General features: G+C 67.6%; 15 protein-coding genes. 10 read left to right on the top strand and 5 right to left on the bottom strand.

Annotated elements, in window-relative coordinates:
* Positions 1-130 precede the first annotated feature (130 nt).
* The 4 genes from LH400_RS09910 to LH400_RS09925 are packed head-to-tail and all read left to right on the top strand — an operon-like array spanning position 131 to position 5,419.
* Positions 131-2,410: a COG4223 family protein gene (locus LH400_RS09910; protein WP_229152515.1), complete on the top strand. Its 2,280-nt coding sequence runs from the start codon at positions 131-133 to the stop codon at positions 2,408-2,410.
* A gap of 10 nt (positions 2,411-2,420) precedes the next feature.
* Positions 2,421-4,115, top strand: coding sequence for a heme biosynthesis protein HemY (locus LH400_RS09915; protein ID WP_229152516.1), 1,695 nt, complete (start codon positions 2,421-2,423; stop codon positions 4,113-4,115).
* Between the two features lie 43 nt (positions 4,116-4,158).
* Positions 4,159-4,626, top strand: a complete 468-nt coding sequence (locus LH400_RS09920; RefSeq protein WP_229152517.1) for a tellurite resistance TerB family protein — start codon at positions 4,159-4,161, stop codon at positions 4,624-4,626.
* A 4-nt stretch (positions 4,627-4,630) separates the two neighbouring features.
* On the top strand, positions 4,631-5,419 hold the full coding sequence (locus tag LH400_RS09925; protein ID WP_229152518.1) for a glutamine amidotransferase: 789 nt from the start codon (positions 4,631-4,633) through the stop codon (positions 5,417-5,419).
* Between the two features lie 48 nt (positions 5,420-5,467).
* Here LH400_RS09925 and LH400_RS09930 read toward each other — a convergent pair whose 3' ends face one another.
* Positions 5,468-6,088, bottom strand: a complete 621-nt coding sequence (locus LH400_RS09930; protein ID WP_229152519.1) for a Uma2 family endonuclease — start codon at positions 6,086-6,088, stop codon at positions 5,468-5,470.
* Between the two features lie 158 nt (positions 6,089-6,246).
* Between LH400_RS09930 and metH the strand changes: the two genes are divergently transcribed.
* Complete coding sequence (metH, locus tag LH400_RS09935; protein WP_229152520.1) at positions 6,247-10,041, top strand: methionine synthase; 3,795 nt, start codon at positions 6,247-6,249, stop codon at positions 10,039-10,041.
* Positions 10,042-10,128: 87 nt separating this feature from the next.
* On the opposite strand, the gene LH400_RS09940 is transcribed toward metH, so the two are convergent.
* The gene (locus LH400_RS09940; protein WP_229152521.1) at positions 10,129-11,547 is read right to left on the bottom strand and encodes an MliC family protein; all 1,419 of its coding nucleotides are present in this window, start codon (positions 11,545-11,547) and stop codon (positions 10,129-10,131) included.
* 284 nt (positions 11,548-11,831) lie between these two features.
* Between LH400_RS09940 and LH400_RS09945 the strand changes: the two genes are divergently transcribed.
* Positions 11,832-12,125, top strand: a complete 294-nt coding sequence (locus tag LH400_RS09945) for a DUF1289 domain-containing protein (protein ID WP_229152522.1) — start codon at positions 11,832-11,834, stop codon at positions 12,123-12,125.
* A 118-nt stretch (positions 12,126-12,243) separates the two neighbouring features.
* Here the strand turns inward: LH400_RS09945 and LH400_RS09950 are convergent, their stop codons facing one another.
* Positions 12,244-13,008, bottom strand: coding sequence for a class I SAM-dependent methyltransferase (locus tag LH400_RS09950; protein WP_229152523.1), 765 nt, complete (start codon positions 13,006-13,008; stop codon positions 12,244-12,246).
* A 91-nt stretch (positions 13,009-13,099) separates the two neighbouring features.
* The gene (locus LH400_RS09955) at positions 13,100-13,483 is read right to left on the bottom strand and encodes a winged helix-turn-helix transcriptional regulator (RefSeq protein ID WP_229152524.1); all 384 of its coding nucleotides are present in this window, start codon (positions 13,481-13,483) and stop codon (positions 13,100-13,102) included.
* A gap of 95 nt (positions 13,484-13,578) precedes the next feature.
* Here LH400_RS09955 and LH400_RS09960 point away from each other — a divergent pair, with 95 nt between their 5' ends.
* On the top strand, positions 13,579-14,157 hold the full coding sequence (locus LH400_RS09960) for an NADPH-dependent FMN reductase (protein WP_229152525.1): 579 nt from the start codon (positions 13,579-13,581) through the stop codon (positions 14,155-14,157).
* A gap of 193 nt (positions 14,158-14,350) precedes the next feature.
* Here LH400_RS09960 and LH400_RS09965 read toward each other — a convergent pair whose 3' ends face one another.
* A complete protein-coding gene (locus LH400_RS09965) occupies positions 14,351-14,581 on the bottom strand; it encodes a hypothetical protein (protein ID WP_229152526.1) in 231 nt (76 codons plus the stop codon).
* 592 nt (positions 14,582-15,173) lie between these two features.
* Between LH400_RS09965 and LH400_RS09970 the strand changes: the two genes are divergently transcribed.
* The 3 genes from LH400_RS09970 (at position 15,174) to LH400_RS09980 (ending at position 22,133) form a co-directional block, all read left to right on the top strand.
* Positions 15,174-17,390, top strand: a complete 2,217-nt coding sequence (locus LH400_RS09970) for a c-type cytochrome (protein WP_229152527.1) — start codon at positions 15,174-15,176, stop codon at positions 17,388-17,390.
* A 162-nt stretch (positions 17,391-17,552) separates the two neighbouring features.
* A complete protein-coding gene (locus tag LH400_RS09975) occupies positions 17,553-18,647 on the top strand; it encodes an OmpA family protein (protein ID WP_229152528.1) in 1,095 nt (364 codons plus the stop codon).
* Positions 18,648-18,821: 174 nt separating this feature from the next.
* Positions 18,822-22,133 carry a caspase family protein gene (locus LH400_RS09980; RefSeq protein WP_229152529.1) on the top strand — a complete coding sequence of 1,104 codons (3,312 nt, stop codon included), beginning with the start codon at positions 18,822-18,824 and terminating at the stop codon, positions 22,131-22,133.
* Positions 22,134-22,171 lie beyond the last annotated feature (38 nt).

Consider the following 22,171-nt stretch of genomic DNA (forward strand, 5'->3'; position numbering starts at 1 on the left):
GGGTTGGAGAAGCGAGACGAAGCTTGCACGATCCGCACGAATGAAGGACCAATGAGGCTCTGCATTCGCCGCGCGGTAACCGGCTCGACGACGCCGTGCGGCTGAGGCGCCCAGGAATGGAGCGAATTCGATGACCAACCGTCCCCGGCGCTCGCGGCCGAACAAGACGCGCGGCCAGACGATCGACCTGAAAGCGGAAAAGAAGACGACGGTGAGCGACGGCGAAAAGGACAAGACCCAGGCGGAGGCCGCTTCTTCGGCAAAGCCGGGGACGCCCCCGAAGAACGGTTCGGCAGAGCCCGCCAAGGGCTCGGACAGCACGGCTGCGACCGTCGGCAACACCATCACCGGCGGAGCGGTCGCATCTCCCGGGTCGCAATCGTCCCGGCCACAGGACGCGGTCTCGTCTTCGGCCGACGGAAAGCAGGCGACGACGCGCACCTTCGCGTCCGAGGAGGGGCTCGCCCCTGACGCGCCGAACCCGCCGAAGGCCGGCGGAGCCGCCGGAAAGGATACCGTCAGCACGAGCAGCGGATCTGCGACCAACCCCTTCTCGACGGCCGCCAGCACCGCTGCGACAACCTCGGGGGCGACCCCTGCAAAGCCGGCTGCGACCTCCGGGACCCCCGCCGCGGGGACTTCTGCCTCGGGTGCTTCCAGCTCGCCGTCCGCCGCTTCGAAGTCCGGCAGCGGGGCGCAGGCAGTGACGCCGCCCTCGCAGACCGCCGCCGACAGGCCGGTGGATCGCCGGCCGGAGCCGCCCTCGTCCTCGACCGGCCCCGGCAAGGCTGCCGGGAGCGGCGATGCCGCCAAGGAACAGGTGAAGCCCGCTGCCGCGGCCTCCGCAACGCCCGCCGCTTCGACCGCAACGTCGAAGCCGGCCGCTGCGTCCTCCTCCTCCGGTTCCGTCAGTTCGGCAAAGCCTGCCGCATCGTCCCCGGCTGCGACGTCGTCTTCCGGGCCGCCTCCCTCCGGCTCGTCGTCGTCGGCAAAGCCCGCCACCGGCGCGGCCAGGCCCGCTGGTAGCGCAAGCACGCCGTCCGCTGGCAGAGGCGACGGCAGGGCGGAGCCTGCGCGCTCAGGCGGCGTCGGCTTCGGCGGCGCGCTGGCCGCGGGTCTCGTCGGCGCCGTCGTGGCGCTCGGCGCGGCCTGGGCGCTGCAGGCCAATGGCTATCTTCCGGGAGCCGGGGCGCCGAACGGCGCCGCCACCGACAGCACAGCCTATGCGACCACCGACGACCTCCAGTCCCTGCGCGATCAGGTGGCGCAGCTGAAGAGCTCGACAGCCGCGCCGCAGGGTGGCGGCGATCAGGCGGCGGCGCTCGGCCAGCGTGTGGATGCGCTCGAGAGCGGCGCGAAGTCCACCTCCGACGCGGCCGGGAAGGCATCGCAGACGGCCGAGGCTGCCAGCAAGACCGCGACCGCGGCGCAGCAGGCGGCCGGCGAGGCTGGTGACAAGGCGGCTTCCGCCCAGCAGGCCGCGACCCAGGCCGCGGCGACCGCCAATGCCGCGTCGCAGACCGCCGGCGGTGCTCAGACCTCTGCCGTCCAGGCGCAGCAGACCGCCTCCGGTGCCGAACAGACGGCCAGCGAGGCGCAGCAGGCGGCCGAGAAGGCTCAGGAAACGGCATCGGGCGCGCAGGCAACGGCGACCTCGGCGCAGGAAGCTGCCAACGCCGCCCAGACCGCGGCGGACAAGGCGCAGGCCGCCGCCGATTCGGCCGGAGAGGCAGCAAGCAAGGCGCAGGCGACGGCCGAGGCCGCGACCAAGACGGTCGACGAACAGCTCTCGGGGCTCGACCAGCGGGTGGCTGCGATCGAGCAGAGCAACCGCCAGGCCCAGGTCGCGCTTGCGGCGGCAAATTTGAAATCGGCGATCGATCGCGGCGGGCCGTTCATGAGCGAGCTCGAAACCTATGCGAAGGCTTCCGGGGGCGGCAGCGATGCCACCCAGGCCCTTCGCGAATATGCCGCCAACGGCGTACCCTCCGAGCGCCAGCTCGCATCCGAATGGCCGTCGGTCGAAAGCCGGATTTCCGCGAGCCTCGCCCCGCCGAAGCCGGAGGCGCCGGTTGGCGATCAGGTTCTTTCGGGCCTGAGGTCGCTGATCCAGGTTCGTCCGGCCGGTCCGGCTCCCGCTAGCCAGGAAGGCGTGGGTGCGACCTTGTCGCGGCTGACCGCCAATATCCGCTCCGGCGACCTCGATGCCTGGCAGCGCGAATGGCAGACCCTGCCGCAGGCGGCGAAGGATGCGAGTTCCGACTTCGCCGCCAAGGTGGATGCCCGGCTGAACGCCGAGCAGGTCGTCTCGAATGCCTTGTCGTCAGCGATCCAGACCGGCCAGACCGGCGAAGCCGCCGCTCCCGCTCCGTCATCCGCCCCGGCGCCCGCTCCGGAAAACCAGGGCTAAGGAATCAAGAATGCTGCGTATCCTCGCCTTCTTCCTCGTCGTCCTGGCTGCCGCGCTCGGTTTTGCCTGGCTCGCAGACAATCCGGGCACCGTCACCTTCGTCTGGCAGGGCCAGGAAGTCGCGACCAGCCTGATGGTCTTCCTCATCGCGCTCGGCCTGTTGATCTTCGCGGCCCTCCTCGTCGTCTGGCTGGTGCGCGCCTTCTTCAAGACGCCCGGCGCGATCGGCGGATGGTGGCGCACGCGTCGCCGCGATCGCGGTTACTCGGCGCTGTCGAACGGCATCATCGCGGCGGGCGCTGGCGACGCGCTTCTGGCGCGGCGCATGACAAAGCGCTCTGAGAAGCTCCTCGATGCGAGGAAGGAGCCCCTGATCCGCTTCCTCGACGCGCAGACGGCGATGATCGAGGGCGATCATGCCCGCGCCCGCTCCGTCTTCGAGCAGATGGAGCGCGATCCCGAGACGCGGCTCCTGGCCATGCGCGGTCTGTTTCTGGAGGCCGAGCGCGTCGGCGACGAGTCCGCGTCGCGCTATTATGCCGAGCGGGCCGTGCGCATCGCGCCGCATGTGCCCTGGGCCGGCGGGGCCGTCCTGGAATCGAAATCGCTCGCCGGTGACTGGGATGGGGCGCTGGAAATCCTTGAGGCGCAGAAGAACACCCGCCTCATCGATCGCGACGAGTCCAAGCGCACGCGCGCCGTCCTGTTGACCGCGAAGGCGATGCAATTGTCCGAGGCCGATCCGAAGGCTGCCAAGCGGGCCGGCATCGAGGCGCACGAGCTTGCGCCGGAGCTCGTTCCGGCCGCGCTGGTCGCAGCGCGTGCGCTGTTCAGGCTCGGCGACCTCAGGCGCGGCGCCAAGATCCTGGAGACCAGCTGGACCTACAGCCCGCATCCGGAAATCGCAGACGCCTATGTCGGTGCGCGACCGGGCGATTCGGTCGACGACCGTTTGCGCCGTGCCAAGAAGCTGCACGCTTTGCGGCCGAGCGACGTTGAGTCTGGGATCTGCCTTGCCAGAGCGGCTCTCGACGCCGACGATCTGGAGCTTGCCCGCGCCTCTGCCATGGAGGCCGCCAAGGCCTCGCCGCGCGAGAGCGTCTATCTGCTTCTCGCCGATATCGAGGAAGCCGATACCGGCGAGACCGGTCGCATCCGCGAATGGCTCGCCCGCGCCATCCGGGCACCGCGGGATCCGGCCTGGACTGCCGACGGGATCGTTTCGCAGCATTGGGCGCCGATCTCTCCGGTCACCGGGCGGCTGGATGCCTTCCAGTGGAAGGTGCCGGTCGAGCGCCTGGGCGGCGAGAATGCGCCGGTGATCGAGGCCGAGCCCGGCGAGGGCGCAAGGACGATAGAGACCAGGGCGGGCGAGACAGGCGTGGTGACGGGCGCCGCCGCGACCGAAGGTACTGCAACGGCGGTTCCGGCGAGGCCGGCAAGCGAGGCCGAGGGCGGGCGTCCCACATCCGAAGCGGCGGTCAAGTCCGCGACGGACAGCCACGGGAAGGTGTCTCCGACCGTGCCTTTGAAGAACGCTCCGGTCGCCACCGAGGCGGCCGATCCAGCCGCGGGCCGCACCAATGGTGCGGGAATGCCGGTTGCGTCGACGGCCGGCGCCAAGCGGGAGCCGGCGCGCGGCGATGTTTCCGAAAACGCCTTCGGCCGCAGCAGCGAGGAACGGAAGGAGGCGCGGTTCGGTTGAGGGAGCGGACCCTGACCGAACCCGCCGCCGAAGACGGAAATTGATGTTCGAATCCTTCCGAGAATTCATCCGCACGCTGGCAAGTGACGAGGACGAGCGCCGATCGGATCCGGCGGACGACGTGCGGGTCGCTGCGGCGGCGCTGCTCTTCCACATTGTCGACGCCGACGGCGTCGTCACCGATGCCGAGCGCCATCGCCTGAAGCAGGTGCTCGGCGAAGAATTCGGCCTTGCGCCCGGCGAGGCCGACCGGATCGCGGAGGCGGGGCGCCAGGCCGATCAGGAATCGGTCGATCTCTATAATTTCACCTCGGTGCTGAAGTCCCGGCTCAGCGAGGAAAAGCGGGTTCGATTCGTCGAGCTTCTGTGGGAGGTCACCTATGCCGATAGCGAGGTGCACGAACTCGAGGACAATCTGATCTGGCGCATGTCGGAACTGATGGGCGTTTCCACGCGCGATCGGATGCTGATGAAGCGGGAGGCTGCGGAAAAGAGCGGAGCTGCCGACTGACGCCATGGCTTATCTCGAAGAAGCGCAGAGCGATGCGGCGGGCGTGGTCCACGACGCTATTGCGAAACACCACTTCGTCCTCGATGGGAGCGATACGCGCCCGGTCCTGATCGTCCTCCACCAGGAAAGTTCGACCCCCGGGCGGGTCGGACAGGTCCTGGAGCGGCATGGCGTGAAGCTCGACATCCGCCGGCCGGTGATCGGCGACGGCCTGCCCGACACGCTGGAAGACCATCGCGGCGCGATCGTCTTCGGCGGTCCGCCGAGCGCCAACGACACCGATCCGCACCTCGTCAAGGAGGTGGATTGGCTGGACGTGCCGCTGAAGGAAGAGCGGCCGTTCCTCGGCATCTGCCTCGGCGCGCAGATGCTCGCCAAGCATCTCGGTGCAAAGGTCGGTCCGCATCCGGAGGGTTATGCCGAGGTCGGCTACTATCCGCTGAAGTCCACGACCGAAGGCCGGATCCTCGTTCCGCACTGGCCGGAGATGGTCTATCAATGGCATCGCGAGGGCTTCGATCTGCCGCGCGGGGCGCGTAGTCTCGCCGAGGGCGACTGGTATCCGAACCAGGCCTTCAGCTACGGACCGGCCGCCTATGGCGTACAGTTCCACGCCGAACTGACCCTCGCCATGATGCATCGCTGGACGACGCGCGGCCACGCCCGGATGACCCTGCCGGGCGCGCAGGGGCGCCGGGCGCACTTCACCGGCCGCGCGATCTACGACGCGCCGGTCAAGCGCTGGCTGGAGGCGTTCCTGGCGCGGATCTTCGGGCACCCGGCAAAGGGGTAGGACTGGGGCGGGGACGTGATCGCGCGTCCGGCGTTCGGCGGCCGACCCTCACCCCTCGAAGTGTTCGAAGTCCGCGAGCCGCAACGAAAAGCCCGGCACGGCGAGAGGCGTCAGCGTCTCAGCCTTCAAGCAATTTCCGATCGACGTGTACCGTCCGTCTTGGGGCTCCCGGAAGATTCGGGCTTCCAGCCTGCGGGCGTCGATGACCCATAGTTCCCGTATCCCGAATGCACCGTAGATCTCCGCCTTGCGGCCGCGGTCGTAGGCAAGGCTCGACACGCCGATCTCGATCGCCAGAAGGCAAGTGTCGCCCTTCAGGCCTTCGAGCCCGGAGGCCCGCTCGAAGACGACGAAGTCCGGCTCCAGGAACGTGTCCTCGGACAGGCGGAAGGTCGTTTCCGGATTGGTTGCGAACTGGCGTGGAAGATTGCGGATCAACGTCTCGTTCAGCCACATCTTGATCCGCTCGTGGCGCATGCCTTCTGGCGACATCGGCACGATCTCCCCGCCGATCAGTTCGAACCGCTCGTCCTCGGCGATGACGCCCGCCTCGACGAAGCTCTCGATCTCAGCCACCGTGAACCGGCGCCGCGGCAGCCCTTCCGCCGCCCGCGTCGAGTTTGGGGGATCGGATCCGTCTTCGACCGGCTCTGCGATCAGAGTGGACATGACGCATGATCCTTTCGATCGTCCATGTTCGGATTAGATCGCAGGATCGATGCCGGTTTCAAGTCACGCGACGGGAGGTGGCCCCGTTCGCAGAGCTCATTTATTGACATAAGCATATCTTTATGTGATCTGGTCTCAACGATAGGGACAATCACGCCATGACCGCATCGACCGACACGCTCTTCGGACCCATGACCGAGGGCCGCAATCCGGCCGAGGCCGCCGCGGCACTTCGCGAGGCCGCAGCTGAGCGCATCCTGATCCTCGACGGTGCCATGGGCACCGAGATCCAGCTTCTCGGCCTTTCGGAGGAGGATTTCCGCGGCCACCGTTTCGGCGCCTGCGAGTGCCATTTGCAGGGTAATAACGACCTGCTTATTCTGACCCAACCGAAGGCGATCGAGGACATCCACTACGCCTATGCGATCGCCGGGGCGGACATCCTGGAGACGAACACCTTCTCCTCGACCTCCATCGCCCAGGCCGACTACGGCATGGAGGGAGAGGTCTACGAGCTGAACCGCGACGGCGCGCGGCTTGCCCGCCGGGCCGCGATCCGCGCCGAACAGGAGGACGGCAAGCGCCGCTTCGTCGCCGGGGCGCTCGGGCCGACGAACCGGACCGCCTCGATGTCGCCGGACGTCAACAATCCCGGCTTCCGTGCCATCGACTTCGACGATTTGCGCATCGCCTATGGCGAACAGCTGCGCGGCCTCGTCGATGGCGGCGCCGATCTCGTGCTGATCGAGACGATCTTCGACACGCTGAACGCCAAGGCGGCGATCTTCGCCTGTGAGGAGGTCTTCGCCGAAAAAGGCGTGCGCCTGCCGATCATGATCTCCGGCACGATCACCGATCTCTCCGGCCGCACGCTGTCGGGCCAGACGCCGACCGCCTTCTGGCATTCGGTGCGCCATGCCAGGCCCTTCACCATCGGGCTCAATTGCGCGCTCGGCGCGGCGGCGATGCGCGACCATCTCGCCGAGATCTCCGGCGCCGCCGATACGCTCGTCTGCGCCTATCCGAATGCCGGCCTGCCCAACGAGTTCGGTGAATATGACCAGAGCCCGGAGGCGATGGCGAAGGAAGTTGCGATCTTCGCCAAGGAAGGCCTCGTCAATATCGTCGGCGGCTGCTGCGGCTCGACGCCGGACCATATCCGGGCGCTGACCGAGGCGCTGAAGGATTACCCCCCGCGCGAGATTCCCGAGATCAAGCCGCTGATGCGCCTGTCGGGCCTCGAGCCCTTCACGCTGACCAAGGACATCCCCTTCGTCAATGTCGGCGAGCGCACCAATGTCACCGGTTCGGCGCGCTTCCGCAAGCTGATCAAGGAGAACGACTATCCGGCCGCGCTCGAGGTCGCGCGGCAACAGGTCGAGAACGGCGCGCAGGTCATCGATATCAACATGGACGAGGGCCTGATCGACTCCAAGCAGGCGATGATCGACTACCTCAACCTCGTCGCGGCCGAGCCCGACATCGCCAAGGTGCCGATCATGATCGACTCCTCCAAATGGGAGGTGATCGAGGCCGGCCTGAAGCGCGTTCAGGGCAAGGCGATCGTCAACTCGATCTCGATGAAGGAGGGCGAGGAAGCCTTCATCGCCCAGGCCCGGCTGGTCCGCAATTACGGTGCGGCCGTCGTCGTCATGGCATTCGACGCGAAGGGCCAGGCGGACAGTTACGAGCGCAAGGTCGAGATCTGCAGCCGGGCCTACAAACTCCTGACCGAGACGGTCGGCTTCCCGCCCGAGGACATCATCTTCGACCCGAACATCTTCGCGGTCGCGACCGGTATTGAGGAGCACAATCCCTACGGCGTCGCCTTCATCGATGCGACACGGACGATCCGGCAGACGCTGCCGCACGCTCATATCTCCGGCGGCGTCTCCAACCTCTCCTTCTCCTTCCGCGGCAACGAGGCCGTGCGTGAGGCGATGCACGCCGTCTTCCTCTACCACGCCATTCAGGCGGGGATGGACATGGGCATCGTCAATGCCGGCCAGCTCGCGGTCTACGACACGATCGATCCGGAGCTGCGCGAGGCCTGCGAGGACGTCGTCCTCAACCGGACGCCGAAGGACGGCGGCGATCCGACGGAGCGCATGCTCGAACTCGCCGAGCGCTACAAGGGGCAGGGCGGCGGCAAGGCCAAGGAGAAGGACCTCTCCTGGCGCGAGAAGCCGGTGAACGAGCGCCTCGCCCATGCCCTCGTCAACGGCATCACCGAATATATCGATGCCGACACCGAGGAGGCGCGGCTTGCCGCCGAGCGCCCGCTGCACGTCATCGAAGGCCCGCTGATGGACGGCATGAACATCGTCGGGGACCTCTTCGGCTCCGGCAAGATGTTCCTGCCGCAGGTGGTGAAGTCCGCCCGCGTGATGAAGCAGGCGGTCGCCCATCTCCTGCCCTTCATGGAGGAGGAGAAGCGGCTTCTGGGCGGTGAGCAGCGCAAGAACGCCGGCAAGGTGCTGATGGCGACGGTCAAGGGCGACGTCCACGACATCGGCAAGAACATCGTCGGCGTCGTCCTCGCCTGCAACAATTACGAGGTCATCGACCTCGGAGTGATGGTACCCTCGGCGAAGATCCTGGAAACGGCGAAGCAGGAAAAGGTCGACATCATCGGCCTGTCCGGCCTGATCACGCCCTCGCTCGACGAGATGGTGCATGTCGCTTCCGAGATGGAGCGCGAGGGGTTCGACATTCCGCTGCTGATCGGCGGGGCGACGACCAGCCGCGTCCACACGGCGGTGAAGATCCATCCGCAATACGATCGCGGCCAGAGCGTTTACGTGACAGATGCGAGCCGGGCCGTCGGCGTCGTCTCGTCGCTTCTGTCGCTCGAGACGCGCGACAAGACGATCGAGACGATCCGCGGCGAGTACAAGAAGGTCGCCGAGGCGCATGAGAAATCCGAGCGCGACAAGCAGCGCCTGCCGCTGGTCAAGGCGCGGGCCAACGCCTTCAAGACCGATTGGGCGGCCTATGAGCCCGTCGCGCCGAGCTTCACCGGCACCCGCGTCTTCCAGGACTGGGACCTGGAAGAACTCTCGCGCTACATCGACTGGACGCCGTTCTTCCAGACCTGGGAGATGAAGGGGCGCTACCCCGCGATCCTCGAAGACGAGCGCCAGGGCGAGGCGGCGCGCTCGCTGTTTGCGGACGCGCAGGCCATGCTGAAGCAGATCGTCGAGGAGAAGTGGTTCCAGCCGAAAGCCGTCGTCGGTTTCTGGCCGGCGAACAGCATCGGCGACGACATCCGCCTGTTCACGGGCGACGAGCGGACGGAAGAACTCGCGACCTTCTTTACGCTGCGCCAGCAGCTGACCAAGCGCGGCGACCGGCCGAACCTTGCGCTCGCCGACTTCGTGGCGCCGCAGGAGAGCCGCAAACCGGACTATGTCGGCGGGTTCGTCGTCACGGCCGGGATCGAGGAGGAGGCGATCGCCAATCGCTTCGCCAAGGCCAATGACGATTACGCCTCGATCATGGTCAAGGCGCTCGCCGACCGCTTCGCCGAGGCTTTCGCCGAGCGGATGCACGAAAAGGTGCGGCGCGAATTCTGGGGCTATGCGCCGGACGAGGCGCTGGCGCCGGACGAGCTGATCGGCGAGCCCTATAGCGGCATCCGCCCGGCGCCTGGCTATCCCGCCCAGCCGGACCACACGGAGAAGACGACGCTGTTCCGCCTGCTCGATGCGGAGGCCGAGATCGGAGTGACTCTGACCGAGAGCTACGCGATGTGGCCCGGCTCCTCGGTCTCCGGCCTCTATATCGGCCATCCGGAGGCGCATTATTTCGGCGTCGCCAAGGTCGAGCGCGATCAGGTCGAGGACTATGCCAGGCGCAAGGGCATGGATGTCGCCGAGGTGGAACGGTGGCTCGCGCCGGTGCTGAACTACGTGCCGAAGAAGGCCCAGGAGGAGATCGACGCCGCGGCGTGATCTTAGAAACCGGGGCGCCGTCTCACAGCGCTCCCGGTTTGCGCTCTGCCTGAAAAGTCAGGGCCGTGCGGGCTCGCGTCGGCCCTCTCAGCGCTCGAAGCAGCTGAGGACGCTGCCGCCGCGCACCAGAAGCGCGGTCGACGCCTTGGTCTGCAGCTCCATCGCCGCGCCGGTATAGCGGCTGCCGGCGGAGGATTGCGCGGCCACGAGCCGGATATTCCTGTCGTCGCCCTGGCTGACCAGCGCGACATCGGCGGGCGCCGCGCCCAGGTAATAATCGACTTCCAGCCGGCTTCCGTCGGAGCAGTCATAGGCGACATGCTTCGGCGCCACCGCCGGAATCCCGGCGTTTGCCGTCGAGGCCGCGCGTTGCGGCGGCGCCTGCGGCGCGGCGCGCCCTTCGGCCGCGGCGACCGGGTCCGGGGCAGGGATCGCCGTCGTGATCGGAGTCGGTGCGGGCGTCGCGCGTTCGTCGGTGGGAACCCCTGCGCAAAGGCTGAGGAATTTCGCGACCTGCGGTGCCGCGCCGGCGAGCGGCCATTGCCGGGCCGAGCCGCCGCCCGCCTCGGTCGAGACGGACAGGGTTCCGGCCGGCAGCAAGGCCGCCCAGAGCGGATCGAGAAGGCCGACCTCGATGCGCACGCCCGCGGATTCGGAACTGTCGGCAAAGACCGTGGCGGGGAAGGCGAGGCGGCCTGACGGCGTCGACACCCCGACCGTCAGCGGGGAGCCTGCGGACAGGCCCTGCGGGTAGTCCACCGACAGATCGACGCGGACGCGCTGTGCCGGCTGGTTTGCCCGGCACTCGGCCGAAAAGCCGATGGCATCGGTCTCGGGAATGCCGAAGACGAGGCTGGCGCGCCCGTCCCCGGTCTCGTTCGAGGACCAGATCGCGCCGTCGGCGGCCGCGGAGGCCGGACCGGGCTCCGGCGCGGCATCCGGCGCGCCATTGCTCGCTCCCGTGTCCGCCCCGCGCGGTTCGGGCGCTGCGGGCGCTTTTGCCTCTTGCCAGGGACATTCGGCGGCAAAGCTCGAAAGCGCGACGGACGAACCGGACAGGCCGATCGTGGCCATATTGCCCTCGAAGTCGAATTCGACCTCACGACCGGACTTCAGGGCATCGATCATCGGGTCGTCCGGGGCCAGATCGAAGACGGGCGTCGAGCCGACCTGCCCGAGAAACATGGTGCGGGCCGCGCGCCGGAAACGCTCGCCTCCCACCGCAATAGTGATCGTGCCGGTTTCCGCCACCTCGCCGTCGAAGGCCGCGGCCGGCACGGTGACCTCGGCCGGGCGCCCGGGGCCCTTGCACGCGATGAGGAGGCCGATGTCGTCGCCGCAATCCGTGCAGTCCGTGGCAGTGACCCGCTCGCCGCTGCCGCTTGTCGACCAGCGCCGATCCTCGGCCCCGACCTGTGCCGAAGCCGGAACGCTGGCTGACGCAAGGGCGGCAAGGACGCTGAAGTGCAATCCGATGCTGGAACGCGCAATTGTCATGGAACTCATCGCTTCCGTTCGATGAAACGCCCCTGTCGTGATGTGTAGCACAGTATCCATCGCGCCGCGACGCGGTTTAGTCCGCAACGTCATCTCGCCGGCTGCGTGCTGGCAGTCCGCCCGTGCCTCGGCCGGATGTCGCAGTTGTCTGGCCAGGGTGACGGCGGATCGCGGCGCGGGCGCCTCGCCGCTCCGCGTTCTCTTGTGCACCTGCCCGGCTGCTGCCGACAGCGCCGTCCGTCATTCCTATATGAGACGAGAAGACAGCGGCGAACCAATGGGAAGCGCTATTTATGGACACGCATGACCGCGAGACGATCGATGCGGCCTGGGCGAGTGCGCCCAGCCCCTGTATCGACGTCTGCAAATACAAGCGGCAGGGCCGCTGCATCGGCTGTTCGATGACCAAGGCCGAGAAGCAGGCCTTTCCCGAAAGCGGCAGCGCCGAGGCCAAGAAGGCCTTTATCGAGGCGCTTCTCGGCAGGCTTTCGGAGATCGGCCGCAACCCTGCGTTCTGGGTGATGACCTACCGACACAAATGCGACCGGGTCGGCGTGCCTTGCCCGGTCGCGATCGAGGAGGACTGATCGGGCGGTCCGCCGATCGAGGGGACATCTGGCCGGAGCCCGCGCGGCGCCTGGGTGTTTCAAGTCCGGCAATTCGAAGGAACCAGCCGGACTTCGTCCGGCCCGAAGCGCCTGCGTCTCAGGCCGGCCTGACGACGAAGGTCACGGCGTCGAGATGGAAGCTGCCATCCGGCTCGATCGAAAAGTGTCGGTTAACGGCCGGCGGCGAGACGTTCTGCAGCCCGCGGATCGCCGCGGCATTGGCGTCCGGGGCCCGCGTTCGCGCGATCCAGACCGGAAAGTCCATCCGCAGCCGGCGGGTCGTCAGTTCTTCGACCGCAAAGCCGGAGCGGGCGAGGGCGGCGACCCATTCCGAGGTGCGATAATTGCGCACATGCGAGGCGTCGCGGAGGAGTTCGACCGCCTGGACATGGGTGTCGAGCACCGGATCCTCCGGCGCGACGGTGTCGATGAAGACCGCCCGTCCGCCTGCCTTGAGGACCCGCCGCGCCTCCCTCAGCCCGGCCTCCATGTCCTGCCAGTGATGGGCAGTGAAGCGGCAGAGGACGAAATCGAAGCTCGCATCCTCGAGCGGCAGGGCTTCGGCCGCAGCTTCCAGGGTGGAGATGTTGGCAAGGCCCCGCTCTTTCGCGGTGGCCGCGACCGCCTCCAGCATCCTCGCCGTCACGTCGCAGGCAACGACTTCCGCGACATGGGGGGCTGCCCGGTAGCTGACATGGCCGCCGCCGCAGCCGAGATCGAGGACGCGCGCTGCGGCCTTCCCGGAAACGACGGTCTCGATCTGGTCGAGATCGGCGCCGCCCGCATGGACGGCGCTGGTCACGTAGTCCTGGGCGCGGATGCCGTACTGTTCGGCGGTGAAGGCGTGCTGCGGCGTCTGCATCGATCGGCTCCCTCTTCGGGTGGCGCGCGGTTCGTCGTCGCCGCGCCTCGTCCACCGTCAGCGACGCTTAGCATGCTCTCAGCGTTGGCGCCTATTCCGCCGCTTCGCCCGCTGCCCTGATGTCGTAGGCCGCCCGCGCCTTCACCACCCGGGCATGGTTCTCCAGCGCCCAGGCGCCGAGCGCCTGCAGCGGCACCAGAAGCTCGCGGCCGAGATCGGTGAGGGCGTATTCCACCTTGGGCGGGACGGTCGGATAGACAGTGCGCGAGACATAGCCGTCGCGTTCGAGGCCGCGCAGCGTGACCGTCAACATCTTCTGCGACACACCGTCAACGGCTCGCTTGATCTCCATGAACCGCTTGGTTCCCGTGCCGAGCAGCATGACGATGTGGACGCTCCATTTGTCGCCGACGAGGGAAATCACCTCGTTCGCGCGCCCACAGGCGCCGGGATCGTGAGCCTCACTGGGTTTCATAAAGGTGCCCTAGGAACTTTCCGGTGCGATCTTGCGCTGCACCATAACGGTATCAAATGGTGAGCCGGTTACTTTTGTAAACGAAAGGCTCCTCCATGACCACCGTCGCCGTCCTCGTCGGCTCGCTGCGCCGCGAATCGATCAACCGAAAATTCGCCGAGAGCATCGACAAGCTCGCCGGTGACCGCTTGACCTTCAACTTCGTCGAGATCGGCGACCTGCCGCTCTACAACGATGATCTCTGGCAGGATCCGCCCGCATCCGTCACGCGGCTGAAGCGGGAGGTCGAGGCGGCCGACGCCGTCCTCTTCGTCACGCCCGAATACAATCGCTCCTATTCGCCGGCGATCAAGAATGCGATCGACTGGGGCACGCGGCCCTGGGGCAAGAATTCCTGGGAGGCCAAGCCTGCGGCGATCATCGGCACGAGCCCCGGCGTCACCGGCGGCGCGGCAGGGCAGAACGCGCTGAAGGGACTGGTGACGGTCGTCGACATGGTGCTGATGGGCCAGCCGGAGGTCTATTACGCCTACAATGGCGAGGCCTTCGACGAGAACAACAATGTCGTCGACGAAAGCACCAAGGTGTTCCTGGAGCGCTGGATCGACCGGTTCACCAAGTGGATCGCGCGCACGTCCGAGCCGAAGACGACGGCCCAGCCAGGCCCGCGCTGATCTCCGGGCCGGGTCTGCTGGCTGCAAGGCTCCGGCCCGGCGACCCAAGCGTGGCTGCACCAGCAGCCGGACGGACGAAGAACCCGCCGGTGGTCGCCGGCGGGTCGGATGGCCCCGCCGTGGCGGGGCTGCATTTTTGTCGAGGGACCGTGCCCGGCCGCAGCCGGGCAAGGGCGGACGGCCCGAGGCGGTCTCAGTGGCAGCTGCGGACGCGCTTCCAGACCCAGATCTTGCGGCCGCACTCGTCATAGCCGCCGAAGACCTTCCGCTTCTCGGTGTGGCAGACCGGCTGGTAGCCGTCGTAGTCGACGGCATAGGTGCGGTAGCTGTGGGAGGAATGGCCGTAGCTATTGGCGCTGGCGGGTGCGGCGAGGGCGGCGGCCGTGGCGAGGGTGGCGAGGCCGATCAAGGCATTGCGGATCATTGCGGGTGTCTCCGGTGGGTTGGGGTCGGGTGTTCGTCGCTGACGCTGCTTCAGTGGAACAGCCAGAGCGGAATGCGGGGAGGGCGAGCCGCAGACTTGGCGCCGCCTTCGTCTGAGATCGCGTGCGGCCGCCGGATCGCCTTGTGTCGGACGCCGGCCGCGCCTCTCTTCCGGCTCCGGCTCCGGCTCCGGCTCCCCGCCTCCTGGGCGACGTTGCGACGCCACCGGCTCTTCCTGACGGCCTCGCTCTTCGCCGATGGTGAGTACGGGGGAGGGATCCTCTGCCGAGGAGGCGGGATCTCCTGCCCGTTCAGGGTCGCAAGAAGACCACCCTCCCGAGAGTTCTCAGAAAACGTCGATCCTCGCGCGATTGCGTCTCTGGCGCTTCCAATAGACTCTTTGCGAGCACATGGCTGCCGTTACGAAAGCGTGATAGAAGGCTGGAGCAAACCATGCCGGGTGCGTCCAGGGTGCGAGTTCTTGTCAGGCTGTTCTATCCGCCCTTGCGTCATGCCGTGATCTCGCGGCTGCCCGATCGACGCCGATCGTGCGGTCCGGCGCAACCGTCACCCGATCGGGAGGCCTGTTTCACATGTTTTCTGCCTTTGCCCGCAATGCCGTCCTCGGCGGCACGGCGCTCGCGCTCATCGTTGGCGCGGCGACCCCTCTGCACGCTCAGCTGAGCGACGCCATCAACGACGCGATCCTTGGAGGCCGCAGTCCTCGCGCGCCGGATTCCCCGCCGACCGTCGATCTGCCGGCGACCCCGGTGGCACCGCCGCCCGCGGCCGCCCCCGCGCCTCCGGCCCCGGAGGCGCCGGATCCGGCGGCGCAGACGACCCCGGCCCTCGACACGGCGCCTGATCCTTCCGCCGCGGCTGCGCCAGCCCCGACGCCCGCTGCCGACACCGGCGGCACCTCCGATTCCGATACGACGTCGCCGACGCCGGTGGCCCTGCCGGCCCAGCCGCAGAATGCGGCCGGCTCCGGCGATCTGTCGACAGGCGACGAGCCGTCGCTGGAGCCGGGCATCCGTGTCTCGCAGGAGCAGATTTCCAGCGGCGCGGTGAACTTCCGCCAGGTCCAGGAGATCGGCCGGCACCTGTTCACCCAGTCCTTCACCACCGCCGACGGTTATGGTGAGGGGCCGGAGGGGCCGCGCGAGAAGAAGCGCCACCAGTCGACCTCCGGCATCTCGCCGATGGCCGCCTATGTGCATTTGCCCTGGATGCGCGTTGATGGCCTCGATTCCCAGGCCTGCCTCGAGTGCCACAACGCTTCGGGCTTCGAAGTCTCGGGAAGCCAGACCGCGGCACGCTCGGTCCGCCCCGACCGGGTGTCCGGCGCCGGGCCGATCGCGTCGGCCGCGATCATCAACCCGCTGCTCGAGGATCCCGCCCCGCAATGGGTGCTGGAGGCCTTCCGGGCGCGCGGGATCTCCGATCCGAGCAATCTCTACGCCGTCTTCCTGCGCAATCCGCCGCATGTCTTCGGCGCCGGCTACACGCAGAAGCTCGCCGAGGAGATGACCTTCGATCTCCTGTCGCAGCGGCTGTCGGCCGTGCGGCAGGCCGACGCCCAGCGCGGCCAGGCCTTCGAGATCCAGCTCAATTCGAAGGGCAGCGACTTCGGCAGCTATGCCGTGCGCATCGACGCCAACGCACCGCCCGTGCCCGCCCGGCTGCAGCCCTGCGGCAGCAATCCGGGCATCACCGAGCGGTGCAGCACGATCGACGGCGTCAGCGAGGACCTTGTCATCAGGCCGTTCCAGTGGAAGGGCATCGCCTCCAATATGCGCAATTTCGTGCGCGACGCCCTCAACTTCCATCTCGGCATGATGCCGGTGGAACTCGCCCCCGACGAGGCCGATGCCGACGGGGATGGCGTTCCGAATGAGGTCTCCTATGGCGAGGTCACGGCGCTGACGGCGTTCGCGCTCGGCAACCGTCCGCCCGAGGAGATGGCGCCGGCGACGGCCGAACTCCAGGCCCAGGTGGCGCGGGGGCGGGCGCTGTTCGAGGGAACAGATACAGCGGGCGCCGGCCCCAATTGCGCCGCCTGTCACCAGCCGACCAAGACGATCCTCAATCCGGTGGTCACAGTCCACGATCCCCGCACGCCGGAGGTCGCCGCGATCGCCTCGCGGGAATCGTCCAACGGCAATCACGGGATGATCGTCGCCGGCAACGGCGTCGGCCTCGGCCAGGCGACGCCGCCGGAGCTGCCGCTGCCGGTCGAACGCGAGTTCTCCGAAGGCGGAGGCACGCCTGCCAGGGAGCGGGCGATCCTCAACGAAAGCGCGCGGGCGGAATCGGCCGGGCGCACCTTCCCCAAGGGCGCGGCCTTCGCGTTCAACCTCAACATGGACACGCCCTTCGAGAGCCAGGCGCTGCTCGCCTCCGAGCCGCGGCTGCCCTTCGATACGACCGGGGCGATCGCGGTCTCCCTGTTCTCGGACCTGAAGCGCCATGCGATGGGTCGGTGCCTCGCCGACATCATTCCGCAGCAGACCGACCGCAAGGGCGTGTTCGTGCGCCGCGACCTCTATCTGACGCGCCCGCTCTGGGGCGTTTCCGACACCGGACCGTGGCTCCATGACGGGCGTGCGCTGAGCCTCAAGGATGCGATCCTGCAGCATTCGGACGATGCCTGCGCCGACGACGGATCGGGCCATGTCAGCGAGGCGAACGGCGCGGTCGCGGCCTTCAGGGCGCTTTCGCCGGCCGATCAGGATGCGCTTGTCGCCTTCCTGCACACCCTGCGGCTGCCGCGTGACAAGACCTATGCGAGCGTCGATCCGAAGCTCTGAGACCGAAGGGGCCGGCCGCTCGGCCGGTCGGCGACGAAGAGAGCCGGCGCTGTGGGAAGCCCCCTGCGCCGGCTCCGTCTTGAGTGCACCGGCGCAAAGCGTTCTGCGTCTTCCACTTGGCGGGGAGAATGCAAACCGCACCTGAGGCGAGGAGAAACGACAATGCGCTCAAGACTGACGACGACCGCCCTCTGCTCGACGCTGATCACTGCCGGGATCGCCATGCTCGCGGGGCCGGCGAGTGCCGGCGACTACGGCTCGGCCAACTCCGCCCGCATCAACCACATCATTTCCGGTCACGCTTCGGCGGGCCACTATGGCGGCCGCACCTCTTATGTCGCGCCCGGTTACGGCTATGGCGACTACGGCAACTCTACCGGCTACCGCTCCAGCCACGGCTATGACGACTACGGATATGGCGGCGACATCGTCTATCGCGACGGCCGCGTGGGCTACGACTATGTCGGCTCCCACGACCTCGACGATTTCGGCTCGCATGTCGTGCGTTACGTGACGGTTTCGCCGCGCACCGAAGTCGTCGAACGCCCAATCGTCGTCGTCCATCGGGGCGAGCCTGTCGAGACTGACGCTTCGGCGGGCGACACCGCTTCGGTTTCCCGTGCCGATGTCGGCCGGCCGCTGTTCTTCGGCTCCGGTTCGACCGAATTGTCCGATGAAAGCAGGGTGAAGCTCGACAAGATCGGCGAGATCATCGCCGCTTACAGCGACACCGAGGCCCAGATCCTGATTTCCGCCTATACCGACGCCAGCGGAACCGAGGAGCAGAACCAGGCGATCTCGCGCAAGCGGATCGAGGCCGTACAGTCCTACCTTGCCGAAAAGTTCCAGATCCCGGCCGCCGAGTTCGTCACCGCTGCGGTCGGCGCCGCGAATGTCGAGGAGACCAAGGACCCTTACGCTGCGGAGAACCGCCGCGTCGTGATCTCGCTGCTCAATCTCGATCTCAGCCGCGAGGGCGGGGCGCCCGTCGCCGCCGCGCAGGAGGCGGCTCCGGCGATGCAGCACGGAGATCATGCCGAAGCGCCGTCCATGATGCATGAAGGCCATGCCATGGCCGAGACCGCGGCTCCGGTGGTCGAGGAAGCGCCTGCCGCTTCGGATGCCAGGCGCTGCTCCGTGCCCGCCTATCCCCATGCCGGTGGCATGCGCAGCGGCCGGCTGATCTCCGTCGGCTTCCAGGATATCGACGATTTCGGCGGCGGCCGGCTGATCGAGGTCTGCGACGTCTCGCATTGAGGCAGGTATCTTCCGGTGGGGCCGGTCCTTGGCGGATCGGCCCCGCACGCAAAGGTTTCATAGGTCTCAGACCTTTCATCTGCTTGATGCCTCTGCGTTAGGTCCTGCGACGGGGGCCTGTTCCACAAGACGAAGTTCATGCTAGAACTCTGACGTCCAGGAAGGAAACCTCCCATGAGGGGACGCGCGTCGAACCTTGGCCGGCTCTTCGGCCGACTGACCGGCATCTTCGCCGCCTGCCTTTTGGTCGTCGCGGGCCCGGCACGGGCCGAGAGCGCATCAGCCTATGGCGGCCTGCCGCTGATCGAGCAGGCGCGCTCAGAGGTTACCGGCGCAATCGCCGGCATCCTGACCTCCAACTGCATCGCGCCGGATGCGCCCCGGCCCTACGACCTGACCTATCTCGGCCTGCCCGCCGGCGATCCGCATGTCGGCGAGAATGTGCGCTCGCGCCTCAACAGCGCTCTTCAGGAGGCGATCAGCACCTCTGGCCTCGCGATCAACGTCAACACCGCCGAGAATGCGCGGGTTCTGGTTCCCATCCTCGGCGCGGGCGGCGACAGCAGCCGGCGGCTGGAGCAGGTGGTGAACCGGCTCTACGCCTCGACCTTTGCCGTCGCGGTGCAGGCATCGCGGCCGAGCGTCGAGGTCGCCCGGCTGAGCATCTCGATCTTCGCCCGGTCGGACCAGGGCTCCTACAATTGCAATCGGACGGTGACGCTGGATGTCGACCTTTCGACCTTCACGGTGATCGACAATTTCCGCGGCTCCGGCGATCTGGTCGAACTGTCGGGCGCCTATCAAGCCTCGCTCGCCGCGATCGCGCCGAAGCTGAAGGACGCCAAGAGCCTGCGCTTTCGCCCGTCGATGAGCCTCGAGGGCAGCTGCCAGCTCTCCTTGCGCGCCTCCGACACCTTCACCACCGCCTATTTCCAGCTGCAGGACGGCGACTTCGCCGCCTGGCTAGACGGCACGCCGCTCCCTTCGCTGCGCAGCGGCGGCGGGTCCTCGCCGAGCGACGGCATCACCATGGACGTCGTCTACCGCATTCCGCATGCGTCCTCGCGCATCATCGACCTGACGATCACCATCTCCTCCGGCGAGGACGTCATCGCCCGCCGGCGCATCCTCGCCATCGTCGACGAGGGCATTCTCGACGGCTGCCGCCCGGCGTCGGCGCAGTTCCTCGCGCAGTCCGCCGCCACGCCGACGGATGACGATCAGGCCGCAGGCTCCGGCGCTTCCCCCTCCAAGACGGCCGCTTCCAAGACCGCAGCCCTGGCGGAGCAGGCGAGACCGCAAGTGGCTGCGCTTGAAGCGGGAAGCGCCGCGGGCGCATCCGCCCCCGAGACCGCTGCGAAGGCGGAGGACGGACCGGAGCCGGAAGACAAAACGAGCGCGGGTGAAGGATCCACCGGCGACCAGCCCGCGCAGACAAAGACCGCGGCGTCCGATCCGGCGAAGACGGCCTTCGACGCATCCGCGGAAAACCAGCCGAAGCCGGTGGACCTTTCCGATACCGACGGCGCCGAGGCCCAGGCTGCGGCCGCCTCTGCCGACGATCAGGCCGCGAGCGTCCCGGATGCCGGCGCCGACGATGCCGGACAGCCCCAGCGCTATCTCTTCATCATTGCCAATCACGAGTACAAATATGCCGAGTCGGTCCGCTTTGCCGAGAACGACGCGGCTTCGGTCGAGAAGCTGTTCGCTGAAGAGTTCGGGCTGGCGCCCGCCAACATCACCCGATACGACAATCTGACCAAGGCCGAGCTCGAGTATCTGTTCGGGGACTCCAACGATCCTGGCGTCATCGGCAATCAGATCACCGCGCGCGACGCCGAGGTCTATGTCTATTTCGTCGGTCACGGCTCGCGCGCCTTCCTCGCCAAGTCGGAAGACGCCACGCCCTATCTGCTCGGCTCCGACTCGCGGCCCGACCGGCTCGACCTCACCGGCTACGACCTCAACCTCCTGACCAAGCAACTGGCCGACATGCGCGAGCGGTCGTTCCCCAACGGGCGCGCCATCGTGTTTCTCGAAAGCTGCTTTTCCGGCCGGTCCGATGCAGGCGATCTCGTCACCGGGATCAGCGCGCCGAATTCCGGCGTCACGCCGGTGATCAAGGCGGAGAAGGGCGTGACGATCGTCGCGGCCGCGCATTCCGACCAGGTCGCGGTCTGGGACTCCGACTATCGGCACGGCGTCTTCACCGACGCGCTCGTCTCGGCCTTTTACGGCGAGGCGGACCAGACCCGCTTCGGCGGGGATGGAGACGGCGTCATCACCGTCGGCGAACTCGAGAAGTTCCTGCAGAACCGGATGTCCCGGCGCATCAAGCAGGTGCGGCCGGAATTCCGGCAGACGCCCGAGATCACCGGTGCCGAGAAGTCGGACGTCCTGTTCCGCCTGCCCGAGGACGGGGTCGCCCGCGAGGAATCGACCGAGCGCGAACACTACGAGCTGCTGACGGCGCGCGAGATCCTGGAATCGAACGACCTGTCCGGCGTCCAGCCCTATCTGCGCAATTGCGTCTACTGCCCGATGAAGGACGAGTTGCGCGAACTCGTGCAGACCGAGCGCCGGCGCGAGGCGGTCTGCCGCGCCGAGCAGCGCCATGCGGCCGATCTCGCCAAGAGCGGCAGCGCCCTCGAAATCAGCGCCTATCTGCAGAGCTGCGACTGTTGCCAGAACAGCAAGGAGCTGAAGGACAAGCTCGCCAGCCTCAGTCCGCCCGATCCCAAGCAGCTGAAGGACGAGGCGCTCTGGGCCGCGGCCAAGCGCGACGGGACGATCGACGCCTTCTGGTACTACAACAAGAACTGCGAGGACTGCTCCAGCCGCGCCGAGGGCGAGAAGAAGGTCGCCGAGATATGCCAGCGCGCGCAGGACACGGTGGATGCCCAATGGCCGGCGGACAAGTCCTATGACGGGCTGCTGCGCTATCTGGCGAGCTGCAACGACATGCCGCCGGTCTGCGGCAGCTGCCGGCGCATGTCGGAGGCGATCAAGCTGGTGGCGGAGATCGAGAGCCGGCCGGACTTCTCCAGCCCGGTGAAGGGGGAGGTCGGCGTGCCGGAGCATGCCACGCCCGCGCAAACGCCGGACCAGGCCGCCTACAAGGCCGCCATGCTGGCAACCGAGTCGGACCCCTATGACGCCTTCCTGCGGAGCTTTCCAAACAGCGTCTACGTGCCGGAGATCAAGGCGCGGCTGACCAGGCTGCTCTCGGAGGAGGCCGACTGGGAAGAGGTGTCCAACACCCACACGGTCGAAGGTTATCGCCGCTACATGCTGCAATATCCGAGCGGGAAGCACATGCAGGAAGCGCGCGACCGCATCGATCTTCTGGGGGACGAGACCGACTGGCAGCAGGTCCTGGTCGAGCGCTCCCGGGACGCGCTGGTCGGCTACCTCTCCAAGCGCCCGAACGGCCGCTACTCGGACGAGGCGCGCCGGCGGCTGCGCGAGTTCGACGAAGCCGGTTGACGGTGATGACCATGTGCCGGCGCCTCTCTGGATGAGTT

The organism is Jiella soli, from assembly GCF_020615385.1.
Classification (GTDB): Bacteria; Pseudomonadota; Alphaproteobacteria; order Rhizobiales; family Rhizobiaceae; genus VKMB-3413.